This is a genomic window from Oscillibacter sp. GMB15532, assembly GCF_041020825.1.
Lineage (GTDB): Bacteria > Bacillota > Clostridia > Oscillospirales > Oscillospiraceae > Oscillibacter.
Genome location: NZ_JBEVTO010000004.1, coordinates 132103 through 144745 on the forward strand (window position 1 = coordinate 132103; position 12643 = coordinate 144745).

Consider the following 12643-nt stretch of genomic DNA (forward strand, 5'->3'; position numbering starts at 1 on the left):
AAGAATGGAGCCGGAAAGAACGCTTTGTACGAAAAGACAAATTTGCCCGAAAGCTACTGTACAGTCTATCAAAAGTCGTTGAAATCCACGAAGGCACAACCTGGAATTCGACAGGGCATATTCTTGACGCTCTCAAGCCCCTAGGGTATAATTGAGGTAAGAAAAAACGGGCGCACGCAGCGCACACGAAAACGATTAACCGCCGACGGAAAATTTTCCCGGCGGGGAGGAGAGAGGACATGGGGGAGAGCGGACATGCCTTGGTGTTTCATGCGGGTAAGCTGTCAGACGGCTGGACCTGGCTTGGCGCCCATCCCGCTGCGGAGGTGGGCCGAGCGGGCTGGCGCTTTCGGGTGTGGGCGCCCCATGCGCTGGCGGTGAGCGTGGTGGGGGATTTCAACGAATGGGACAGTTCCGCCGCTCCGCTCACCCGGGAGGGGGAGACATGGACCGGTTTTGTGCCGGAGCTGCCCCGATACACCGCGTATAAATATGCCGTCACAGGCCCGGACGGGAAGGTCCGCTATAAGGCGGACCCCTATGGCTTCCACACCGAAACCCGCCCCGCCACCGCCAGCAAGCTTTATGATATCTCCGACTTCCGGTGGACCGACGGGGACTTTCGGAAGGAAAAAGCGAACCGCCCTAGCTACACCGGGCCGCTGAACGTGTACGAGGTGCACCTCGGCTCATGGCGCAGGCGGGAGAATGGGGACTTTTACGATTACCGCTCTCTGGCAAGGGAGCTTGCCGCCTATGTAAAGGACATGGGGTATACAGCGGTGGAGCTGCTGCCGGTGACGGAGCACCCGCTGGACGACTCGTGGGGCTATCAGTGCACCGGATATTTCGCACCCACCTCCCGGTACGGAACGCCGGAGGACTTCATGTGGTTTGTGGACCATATGCACGAAAACGGCATCTCCGTAATCTTGGACTGGGTTCCCGCCCATTTCTGCAAGGATGAGCAGGGACTTTACGAGTTTGACGGAACCTGTTGCTATGAGTATGCGGATCCAAAAAAGCGGGAGCATGCCGGGTGGGGCACCCGGGTGTTTGACTACGGTCGACCGGAGGTGGTGAGCTTTCTTCTCTCTTCCGCCCGCTTCTGGCTGGAGGTATATCATATCGACGGGTTGCGGGTGGACGCGGTGGCTTCCATGCTGTATCTGGACTATGACCGCCCCGCAGGCCAATGGACCCCCAACAAGGATGGCGGCAGGGAAAACCTGGAGGCTGTGGAATTTCTCCGGGCGCTGAACCGGATGGCTTTTTCGGTGAACCCCGGCGTGCTGATGGTGGCGGAGGAATCCACTGCCTGGCCCTTGGTGACCCGCCCGCCGGAGGACGGGGGGCTGGGCTTCAATCTCAAGTGGAATATGGGCTGGATGAACGACATATGTCATTACTTAAAGCTGGACCCTTATTTCCGCCAGTTCAACCACAAGGACCTCACCTTTTCCATGATGTACGCATTTTCGGAAAATTACGTGCTCCCCCTGTCCCACGACGAGGTGGTACATATGAAAGGCTCGCTGGTGGGGAAGATGCCGGGGGAGTATGAGACGCAGCTTCGTTCCCTCCGGGGATTTTATGCGTACTTTCTGGCCCATCCGGGAAAAAAGCTGCTGTTTATGGGCCCCGAGCTTGGCCAATGGCACGAGTGGGATGCGAATGGCCAGTTGGACTGGGATTTGCTGAAGCAGGAGCCGAATCGGAAAATTCAGGCCTTCTTCCGGGCGGCCAACCGATTTTATCAGGATACCCCGGCCCTTTGGGAGGAGGATTTCCGGCAGGAGGGCTTCCAGTGGCTGGTGCCGGACGACAACCACAACAATGTGGCGGTTTTTCTCCGCAGGGATTCCAAGGGACAGGCGCTTTTGTGCGCGGTGAATTTTTCGCCCAATGCCTATCCTGATTACCGGGTGGGCGTGCCGGAGCAGGGACGGTATATCGAGGTGCTCAACACCGACGGGACGGAATTTGGCGGCGAAGGTTTTGGAAACGATTGGCCGGTGGAGACGCAGGCGATTCCCGCCCATGGGCGGGAGCAATCGGTGGTATTGCGCATTCCTCCCTTTGGAGGCGTATTTCTCCGGGCGGAGAAACAAGACGCGGCAAAGCCCATGAATGCCGGAGGGCAAAAAAAATCCCCGGGGGCCGAAAAGCCTGCCCGAAAGATCGGGACGGCGGAACGGGGAAAGGAAAAGATACCGGGGGAAGCGCCGCGCCGTGCGCGGCTGAAAAACCCGGTAAATAAGGAGGCAGAGGCATGAAAAAGGAGTGCATCGCCATGCTGCTGGCCGGCGGCCAGGGCAGCCGGCTGTACGTGCTTACCGGCGATATGGCAAAGCCAGCGGTCCCCTTTGGCGGGAAATACCGCATCATCGACTTTCCCCTGTCCAACTGCGCAAACTCCGGCATTGACACCGTGGGCGTGTTGACCCAGTACCGCCCGCTGGAGCTGAACGCATACGTGGACAATGGGCAGACCTGGGATTTGGACAGCAGCACCGGCGGCGTCCACATTTTGCCGCCCTACCAGTCTGCCGCGGGTGGCACGTGGTATAAGGGCACGGCAAACGCCATTTTTCAGAACATTGCCTTTGTGAACCGGTACGACCCGGAATATGTGGTGATTCTCTCCGGCGACCATATTTATAAAATGGATTACTCCCGGATGGTGGAGCGGCACAAGGAAACCGGCGCGGCCTGCACCATCTCCGTGATGGAGGTTTCCTGGGACGATGCTTCCCGCTTCGGCATCATGAACGTGGACGAGGGCGGCATGGTGACGGAATTTGAGGAAAAGCCCAAGCAGCCCAAGAGCAATCTTGCCTCCATGGGCATCTATGTATTTAGCTGGAAGACCCTGAGGGCCTATCTTCTGGAGGACGAGAAGGACAGCGCCTCGGATAACGACTTTGGGAAGAATGTCATTCCAGCCATGCTGCGAAACGGCGAAAAGATGGCGGCCTATCGCTTCGAGGGCTATTGGAAGGACGTGGGAACGCTGGAATCCCTTTGGGATGCGAATATGGATATGCTCTCCCCGGAGTCGGGCCTTGATTTGCTGGACGAGGCGTGGCCCATTTATGCCCTGTCCCTCTCTCTGCCCCCGGCCTTTCTTGGAAAGCATGCAAAGGTAAGCCACAGCGCCTTTAACCGGGGCGGCAATCTGGAGGGAACGGTTGAAAACTCCGTGCTCTCGGCTGAAGTCACTGTGGAAGAGGGGGCAAGGGTGAGCTATTCGGTGCTGATGCCCGGCGTCACTGTGAAGGCCGGGGCCGTGGTGGAATATGCCATTGTGGGGCAGGACGCGGTGATTGGTGAAAACTGCCGCGTAGGCGCGTCGCCTGAGGAGGCGGACCCCCTTTCGTGGGGCCTTGCGGTGCTGGCCCCCGGCTGCGTGCTGGAGGCGGGGAGAAGCGTCCTGCCCAAAGCCATGCTGGATGAACGCGGCGAGGAGGTGACCAGATGAACGGACTGCACGGAATCATTTTCTGCTATGAGCGGCGAAACGATTTAAAGGAGCTGACTGCTGGACGGTCCGCGTCCTCTCTGCCCTTTGCCGGTCGGTATCGGGCCATCGACTTTGGCCTTTCCAATCTGGTAAACGCCGGAGTGACGGACGTGGGCGTGGTGCTCCACGGGCAATATCAAAGCCTGATTGATCATCTTGGCAGCGGCAAGAACTGGGACCTCAGCCGCAAGCGGGGAGGACTGAAGCTGCTGCCCCCCTTCGCCTATGAGCGGCCGGGCGGCGGGTACGGAGAATTCCGGGGGAAAATGGAGGCGCTGGCGGGGGTGCGCAGCTATCTCCAGTCCATCCGGCAGGACCATGTGGCGCTGATGGAGGGGGATCTTGTGGTGAATCTCCCTCTTGCCGAGGTGCTGGACCGGCATATCCGCTCCGGCGCGGACATTACCACCGTCTGCGGGGACGACAGCTTTGCCGTGGACAACGGAACCTATTTCCAGTCTGACGGAGAGGGCCGCGTGCGGGAGGTCTTATACCAGATGCATACGCCCCGGGGCTATCGGGGGCTGGAGGTGTACATTCTCTCCACAAAGCTGCTGGTGGAGCTGGTGGACCAGTGTATCAGCCGCGACCAGTATAGCTGGCGGCACGACATTCTTCAGGCCAAGGCGGGGGATCTGAACATTCGCTCGTTCATCTGGCCGGGCTTTGCCGCCCAGATTCGCTCCGTGCAAGAATATTACGACCGGAGCATGCAGCTTCTGGACCCCGCCATCCGGGCGGAGCTGTTCACGCCGCTGCGGCCCATCCGGGCAAAAAACGCGGACAAATCCTCCGCTTACGCCGGTCCCGGCGGCCTCTGCGTCAACTCGCTGATTGGAGACGGCTGCAAGCTGGAGGGGTGCGTTGAAAACTCCATTCTCTTCCCCGGCGTGGTGGTGGAGGAGGGTGCGCGGGTGCGCAGTTGCGTGTTGTTTAAAGACACCGTCATCCGCCGAAACGCGGATTTGGCCCATATTATCACCGACAAGCGGGTGGAGGTGCTTCCGGACCGCACGTTGATTGGGCACTCCTCCTATCCGCTGGTGGTGAGCAAGGGCGCACGGGTGTAAAGTCCGCCCGCTTGCGGGCGGTATGGAAGTGTGGGCATGAGTGAGAAAGGGGAAACCGCCATGAAAATTTTGTATGCAACCAGCGAGGCAGTGCCCTTCTGCAAAACCGGAGGGCTGGCCGACGTGTCCGGCTCTCTGCCCGCCGCCATTGCGGCGGAGGGCGCTCAGATGGCTGTGGTGCTGCCGCTGTACCGGCGCATCCGGGATCAGTTCGGCTCCCAGTTGGAGTACCTTTGCTACGACTATGTGAATCTGGCGTGGCGGCGGAGCTATTGCGGGCTGTTTCGCCTTGTGCGGGACAAAGTGACCTATTATTTCTTGGACAACGAGCAGTATTTTAACCGTGGAAATCTGTACGGCTATATGGACGACGGAGAGCGGTTTGGCTTTTTCTCCCGGGCGGTGGTGCGGATGCTGCCCCATATGGCCTTCTGGCCCGACGTGATTCACTGCAACGACTGGCAGAGCGCCCTCATCCCCATTTATCTGAAGGACGACGGCGTGCGGGAGGAGCGGTATCGCGCCGTCCGCACCGTCATGACCATCCACAACATCGAGTATCAGGGTCGGTTTGGGCCGGAGGTCACGGGGGATTTGTTCGGTCTGGACTCCGGCTGGGTGAACGACGGCACCATCATGATGGATGGGGATGTGAATCTTTTGAAGGGGGCCATCCTCTGCGCCGACGCAGTGACCGCTGTTTCCCCCTCCTATGCCGAGGAGCTGAAATACGCCTATTTTGCCCACGGAATGGAGAGCGTGATGCGCCGGTGTGCCTATAAGCTGTCCGGGGTACTCAACGGTATCGACATGAAACGCTATGACCCTGCGGCCGACCCGCTGATTGCGAAAAACTACACCGCCGCCGATTTGTCCGGCAAGGCCGCCGACAAGGCGGAGCTGCAACGGCTGATGGGCCTGCGGGAGGAGCCGGACACACCGATTCTCGCGGTGGTGAGCCGCCTTGTGGCCCACAAGGGGCTGGATCTTATCCGGGAGGTGTTCCACGACATTATGGAGCTTCCCGTGCAGCTGGTGGTGCTGGGGCAGGGAGACGAGAAGTTTGAGGAATTTTTCTCCTGGGCGCAGGGGCAGTATCCCGGGCGGATGGCGGTGCGGCTTGGCTATGACGAGGCGCTTGCCATGAATATTTACGCGGGGGCGGATTTGTTCTTGATGCCCTCCCGCAGCGAGCCCTGCGGCCTGAGCCAGATGATTGCCATGCGGTACGGAACGGTTCCCATTGTGCGGGAAACCGGCGGACTGAAGGACACTGTCCACCCCTACGAGGCATGGCGGGACGCTGGCAACGGGTTTACCTTTGCGGCGTACAACTCCGGGGATATGCTCTTTGTCATCCGGCAGGCCGTGGGCCTTTACTGGGACTATCCGGACCACTTCCACCGCCTGCGGCTGCGCTGCATGGAGGGAGATTTCAGCTGGCGGCGCAGTGCGGGGGAATACCTGCGGATTTACAGCGGGATCACCGGAAAGCCCCGGGTAAAGCCCGCCGGCGAAGACCCGGAGAGCCGCATTGGGGAGGAAGCGCTTGGAAAGCCTGCTGTGCAGGAGGAATCCGCTCAACCGGCAGAGCCTGCTTTACAGGAGGGGACTGCCCAATTGGCGGAGCCTGCCCATCCGGAAAAGCCTCTTGCCGCTGCACTTGTGGAGAGGGTGACGGAGCAGGTGAGGACCGAAAAGCCTGCCTTAAAGGCGCCGGAGGACACAAAACCAGCCGAAAAAAAGACAGCCAAGAGGAAAGGAAGCGCGGACAAGAAAGAGACGTCCGCGGATAAGGCAGACAAATGACGGCATTTACAACAAGGGAACTGGAAGACGCGCTGACCCGCAAGCTGATGATCAACTTTGGGAAAACCGCCGAGGAGGCCGGGGAGACAGAGATGCTCCGCGCATGCGCGCTCGTGCTGCGGGACGCCATGGCCCTGCGGGGCGTGGAAACCCGGCGGGAAACCCGTCAGAAGGAAAAAAAGAAGGTTCATTATCTGTCTCTGGAATTTCTGATGGGACGGAGTCTTCAAAAAAACGCGTATAATCTGGGGGTACTGCCCCAGCTGAAGGAAGCGCTGGAGCATCTGGGCTTTCAGGCGGGAGATGTGTTCGAACTGGAGCCGGACGCAGGCCTTGGCAATGGCGGTCTGGGCCGTCTGGCCGCCTGCTATCTGGACTCTATGAGCACGCTGGAAATTCCCGCCACGGGGTATTCCATCTGCTATGAGCTGGGGATTTTCAAGCAGAAGATCGTGGAGGGCCAGCAGGTGGAACTGCCCGACGCGTGGAAGGGCATCGGCTCCGCGTGGCTGCTGCCAAAGCCAGAGGAGGCCCGGCAGGTCCGCTTCGGCGGCACGCTGCGGGAGTTTTGGAACGACGGGCATCTCCATATTGTGCAGGAGGGGGGGACCACCGTGCTGGCCGTCCCCTGCGACATGGAAATTGCGGGATACAACACGTCCCACACCAACAAGCTGCGCCTGTGGGACGCAAAATCCCCCAAGCCCGTGGATATGAGCCTTTACTCCAAGGGCGAGTATCTCAAGGCCACGGAGGACGAGGCCATGGCAGAGGTGATTGCCAAGGTCCTCTACCCCGACGACAACCACGAGGAGGGCAAATCCCTGCGGCTCAAACAGCAGTATTTCTTTGTCTCCGCCACGGTGCAGAGCATCGCGGAGGAGCACATGGCGGAATTTGGCACCATGGCCAACTTCCACGAGAAAAACGTGCTTCAAATCAACGACACCCACCCGGCGCTGGTGATTCCCGAGCTGATGCGGATTCTTCTGGACGACGCGGGCATGGGCTGGGATCGGGCGTGGGAGATTACCACCCAGTCTGTGACCTACACCAACCATACGGTACTGGCAGAGGCGCTGGAAAAGTGGCCTCAGGCGCTGTTTGAGCGGCTGCTGCCCCGCGTCTGGCAGATTACGGCGGAGATTGCCCGCCGGTGGGAGGAACAGTGCCGCGCGTATTTCCGGGATGAGGAAAAGGTACGGGATACCGCCGTGGTCTGGGACGGGGTGGTTCGCATGGCGAACCTGTGCATCGCCGGGGGGATGCGGGTCAACGGCGTCAGCGCCCTCCACTCCGAGATTCTCAAAAACGAGGTATTTCAAAACGCCTGCGCCATGGAGCCAGAGAAATTCACCAATGTCACCAACGGCGTGGACCACCGGCGCTGGCTGGCGGAAATCAACCCCGGACTTCACGGTCTGGTGTGCGACCTTGCGGGGGGCGAGGCATATCTCATGGACCCTCAGGCCCTTGGACGGCTGGACGCATACGCCGACGACCGGGAAGTGCTGCGCCGCCTTAGTGACATCAAGCGGAGAAACAAGGAGGAATTTGCCGCCTATGCAAAACAGCAGCAGTGCGTGTTGCTGAACCCGGACGCGATTTTCGACGTGCAGGTGAAGCGGCTCCACGAGTATAAGCGCCAGCTTTTAAACGTGCTGCACATCATCGCTCTTTACCAGAGGTTGCAGGACGACCCGAACGCCATCGCCCGGCCCCGCACCTTCCTCTTCGGGGCGAAGGCCGCGCCGGGGTACGCCGTGGCAAAGCGGATTATCCGTCTGATTAACTCTCTGGCGGACCAGATCGACCACGACCCCATTTGCAGCGGCAAGCTTCAGGTGGTGTTTCTGGAGAATTACCGGGTGTCCCTTGCGGAGCGGCTGATGCCCGCCAGCGAGGTTTCCCAGCAGATTTCCACCGCCGGAAAGGAAGCCAGCGGCACCGGCAACATGAAATTCATGATGAACGGCGCTCTGACCGTGGGGACGCTGGACGGGGCCAACGTGGAGATGCACGACGTTTTGGGGGATGAAAACATGTTCCTCTTCGGGCTCCGGTCAAACGAGGCGGCAGCCCTGAGCCGGGAGGGGTATCTTCCCCAGCGGCTGTACGCCCGGGACCCGGTGCTGCACCGGGTGCTGGACGCGCTGAAAACCGGCTTCCGGGACGGAGTGAGCTACGAGGACCTGTACCGGCGGCTGCTATTCGGCGACCACGGCGCACCGGCGGACGAATATCTGCTGCTGGCGGATTTTTCCGCCTACTGCGACGCGGAAAAGCGCATGGCGGAGGCCTATGCAGACCCGGAGCGGTGGAATGCCATGAGTCTGCGGAACATTGCCCGCAGCGGCGTGTTCGCGGCGGACCGGGCGGTGGCGGAGTACGCCGACCGGATTTGGCACGTGCCCCATCGCAAGGTGCGGTAAGCTTCCTCTGGCAAAAGGAGCGGGCCTGTTCTCCATTTTGTCCCGGCTTTACAAATGGAGGTAAAACGGGTATAATAACAGGGCTTTGTTACGAAGGGGAAACGTGCCGGGACCGGGCCTGCATCGGCAAAACGCCGGGGCGGCGGGAAACAGCCCGAACCAAACACAAACTTGCCCGGCTGTTTCCAAAAGCAGCCGGGCATTTTTTCGTTTTATACGGCGTTGCCCGTGAAGAAGCGCTGCTGCAAAGTATCGTAGACAGCGGCCCCGCTTATCCGGGGACTGTTCCCTCCCGGTGAGGCGGGAACAGCCGCCGTCTGTATACGTAGGAAATACGAGATAGTCTGACCGTTTACAAATAAAAAGGAGGAAACCTGAATGGGACTGATCAAAGCTGCAAAGGGCGCCGTCGAGGGGGCATTGGCGGACCAGTGGAAGGAATATTTCTACTGCGAGGCGTTGCCTGCGGACGTGCTGGCGGTGAAGGGGCAGAAGCGGACCTCCCGCCGCTCGTCCAACACCAAGGGAAGCGAGAATATCATCACCAGCGGCTCCGTCGTCGCCGTGGCGGACGGGCAGTGCATGATGATCGTGGACCAGGGGAAGGTGGCCGAGGTGTGTGCCGACCCCGGCGAATTTATATATGACGCATCCACCGAGCCCACCATTTTCTCCGGCGATTTGGAGGAGAGCATCCGACGCACCTTTGAGAGCATCGGCAGGCGGTTTACCTCCGGCGGCGAGCAGCCCAAGGATCAGCGGGTTTACTATTTCAACACGAAAGAGCTGCCCGGCAACAAATACGGCACCCCCAGCCCGGTTCCCTTCCGGGTGGTGGACCGGAACATCGGGCTGGACATGGATATCGCCATCCGCTGCTTCGGCGAGTACAGCTATCGCATCTGCGATCCGCTGCTGTTCTACACCAACGTCTGCGGAAATGTGGAGAACAGCTATTCCCGGGAGAGCATTGACGGACAGCTGAAAAGCGAGCTGATGACCGCGCTCCAGCCCGCGTTCGCCAGAATCAGCGAAATGGGCATTCGCTACTCCGCCCTGCCCGGCCACACCATGGAGCTGGCGCAGGCGCTCAACGAGGTGCTCAGCGAAAAGTGGCGAAAGCTGCGGGGCCTTGAAATCGTTTCCTTCGGCGTTTCCAGCGTAAAAGCAAGCGAAGAAGACGAACAGATGATGAAGGAGCTGCAACGGAACGCGGTCTTCCGCGACCCTACCATGGCGGCGGCCCATCTGACGGGGGCGCAGGCGGCGGCGATGCAGAGTGCCGCGGCAAACACGAGTACCGGGGCTTCCATGGCGTTTATGGGAATGAATATGGCGGGGTCCACAGGCGGCTTGAACGCGCAGGAGCTTTTTCGGATGGGAAAAGAGTCCGCGCCGGGACAGGCCGCTTCCGCGGGGGGCTGGACCTGCCAATGCGGCGCGAAGGCTGCTGGGAAATTCTGCCCCGAATGCGGCAGGCCAAGGCCTGTGCAGGACGGCTGGACCTGCGCCTGCGGCGCGGTGAACAAGGGAAAATTCTGCGCCGAGTGCGGGAAAGCGAAGCCTGCGGGCGTTCCTCAGTACAAGTGCGACAAGTGCGGCTGGGAGCCTGCCGACAAGGCCCGTCCGCCCAAATTCTGCCCCGAATGCGGCGATCCCTTTGACGACGGGGACCTTCAGTAATAAAGACGGAGGTGAATGCCCATGGCCACCAAAATTACCAATTACCAGTGCCCGGCCTGTACCGGCCCTTTACACTTTGGCACCGCGTCGGGAAAGCTGGAGTGCGAATACTGCGGCTTGTCCTTTGATGTAAAGGCCATTGAGCAGCTTTACGCGGACAAGGAGCAGGCTTCTTCCGCGCAGCCGGAGCCGGAAGCCTCTATGGGCGGCGGCGAGTGGAGCGAGGAGGAGGCTGCCCACCTGCTGGCCTATTCCTGCCCCTCCTGCGGGGCGGAGCTGATCTGCGACGATACCACCGCCGCCACATCCTGCCCCTATTGCGGAAACCCGTCGGTGATTGCCGCCCAATTTTCCGGCCAGCTCAGGCCCGACTGCGTCATTCCCTTTCGGATGGATAAGGACGCCGCCGTGTCCGCGCTGAAGCAATATTACAAGGGCAAGCGCTTTTTGCCAAAGTCCTTTGCCTCCGGGAACCGCATTCAGGAAATTAAGGGCGTCTATGTCCCCTTCTGGCTGTTTGACGGCAAGTCGGACGGGAACCTGCACTTTCTGGGAACCAGAGTGCAGGTGTACAGAAGGGGAGACGAGGAGGTCACGGTCACCGACCACTTCCGGGTGGTGCGAGAGGGCACCGTGGATTTTCAGAAGGTGCCGGTGGACGGCTCCTCTAAAATGCCCAACGCCCATATGGACGCCATTGAGCCCTTCGACTATGGGGAGCTGAAGGAGTTTTCCACCGCGTATCTGCCCGGCTTTCTGGCGGATAAATACGACCAGGGCTCCGCGGAGTGTAAAGACCGGGCCTATTCCCGCATCAAGGCCAGCACGGAGGACGCACTTACCGCCACAGCCAGGGGCTACGCGACATTGCGTCAGGAGAGCGGCTCCGTCCGGCTCCAAAAATGCGATGCAAAGTACGCCCTGCTGCCGGTGTGGATGCTGGGAACCCGCTGGGAAGGGAAAGACTTCCTCTTTGCCATGAACGGCCAGACGGGAAAGCTGGTGGGTGACCTCCCCATGGACTGGGTGAAATTCTGGCTGTGGTTTTTCGGGATTTCTCTGCCGCTGATGGGTCTGCTGGGCCTGATTTTGCTGTGAGGGGGGCGGGAATATGAAAAAGACAGGATTGCGTCTGCTTTTGGTGCTTGCCCTGACATTCGCGCTGTCCTTGCCCGCCATGGCGGCGGAGCTGGACGCGGTGACGGACGCGGCAGGCCTTTTGACGGAGACGGAGCGCGAAGAACTGAACAATCGGGCAGAGGCGCTTGCCGAGCAGTATCAGTGCGGGGTGTACATCGTCACACTGGAAGACATGGAGGACATGGGCGGCGGCAGCGACGCCTACGACCTTGCCACGGCTGTTTACACGGAGTACGACTTGGGCTACGGCGAGGAAAAAAGCGGACTGCTGCTCCTTTTGAGCATGGCGGAGCGGGACTATGCCCTGATTGCCTACGGCTATGGAAATGCTGCCTTTACCGATTACGGAAAGGACGTATTGCTGGACGAGGATGTGCTCCCTCTCTTGGGGGAGGATGCATATTACGAGGGCTTTTCTGCCTATCTGGATACAGCGGGGGAATATCTGTCCTTAGCGCGGGATGGGAAGCCCTTCGATGTGGAGCCCACGCCGAACTACAATGAAACGGAGGGCCGTTCCGAGACGGGGAATCAACCTCAAACGGATTACTCTTACAAAAAAACACTCAGCCCGAAGTACGATGAAGGGGAATTTGCCATCAGGCTGGGCGCGGTGATTTTGGTACCGCTGCTGCTGGCGGGCGGCATTTGCCTGTATTGGAAAAGGCAGATGAATACCGCCGTGTCCGCCCGGACCGCGGACCGCTATATACCCTCGGACGGCTTTCACCTCACGGGACAGCAGGATACGTTCCTGTACCGGACAGAGACACGCCGCAGGATTGAAAATGATTCTGCGAAAGGGCACTCGGGAGGAGGGCACTCGGGTGGAACCAGCGTGCGCTCCGGCGGTTTTTCCGGCAGAAGCGGAAAATTCTGACGACACGGCGAGGCGCTCGTTATACGCCCGCCGGGTGAAGATGATTTATGCAGCTCACGCCCGGAAAGAAGTTGTCCACCCGCGGCAGTGCCGCTCACGGCGACGG

Annotated in this window: 8 protein-coding genes; all 8 read left to right on the top strand. The window is 60.1% G+C overall.

The annotated features are described in order from the left end of the window. Nucleotides 1-239: 239 nt before the first annotated feature. The 8 genes from glgB (at nt 240) to ABVS15_RS06355 (ending at nt 12537) form a co-directional block, all read left to right on the top strand. Entirely contained in the window at nt 240-2276 is a 2037-nt protein-coding gene (gene glgB, locus ABVS15_RS06320; protein WP_369282896.1) for a 1,4-alpha-glucan branching protein GlgB, read from the top strand. Beyond that, the gene (locus ABVS15_RS06325; RefSeq protein ID WP_369282897.1) at nt 2273-3481 is read left to right on the top strand and encodes a glucose-1-phosphate adenylyltransferase; all 1209 of its coding nucleotides are present in this window, start codon (nt 2273-2275) and stop codon (nt 3479-3481) included. Before glgB ends, ABVS15_RS06325 begins: the two co-directional genes overlap by 4 nt. Further along, the gene (glgD, locus tag ABVS15_RS06330) at nt 3478-4593 is read left to right on the top strand and encodes a glucose-1-phosphate adenylyltransferase subunit GlgD (protein ID WP_369282898.1); all 1116 of its coding nucleotides are present in this window, start codon (nt 3478-3480) and stop codon (nt 4591-4593) included. The genes ABVS15_RS06325 and glgD overlap by 4 nt, the downstream gene beginning before the upstream one ends. Before the next feature lie 36 nt (nt 4594-4629). After that, nucleotides 4630-6402, top strand: a complete 1773-nt coding sequence (gene glgA / locus ABVS15_RS06335; protein WP_369282899.1) for a glycogen synthase GlgA — start codon at nt 4630-4632, stop codon at nt 6400-6402. Further along, on the top strand, nt 6399-8834 hold the full coding sequence (locus ABVS15_RS06340) for a glycogen/starch/alpha-glucan phosphorylase (protein WP_369282900.1): 2436 nt from the start codon (nt 6399-6401) through the stop codon (nt 8832-8834). The genes glgA and ABVS15_RS06340 overlap by 4 nt, the downstream gene beginning before the upstream one ends. A 378-nt stretch (nt 8835-9212) precedes the next feature. Further along, a complete protein-coding gene (locus ABVS15_RS06345; protein WP_369282901.1) occupies nt 9213-10517 on the top strand; it encodes an SPFH domain-containing protein in 1305 nt (434 codons plus the stop codon). Nucleotides 10518-10538: 21 nt separating this feature from the next. After that, a complete protein-coding gene (locus ABVS15_RS06350; protein WP_369282902.1) occupies nt 10539-11615 on the top strand; it encodes a Trm112 family protein in 1077 nt (358 codons plus the stop codon). A gap of 13 nt (nt 11616-11628) precedes the next feature. Then, on the top strand, nt 11629-12537 hold the full coding sequence (locus ABVS15_RS06355; protein ID WP_369282903.1) for a TPM domain-containing protein: 909 nt from the start codon (nt 11629-11631) through the stop codon (nt 12535-12537). Nucleotides 12538-12643 lie beyond the last annotated feature (106 nt).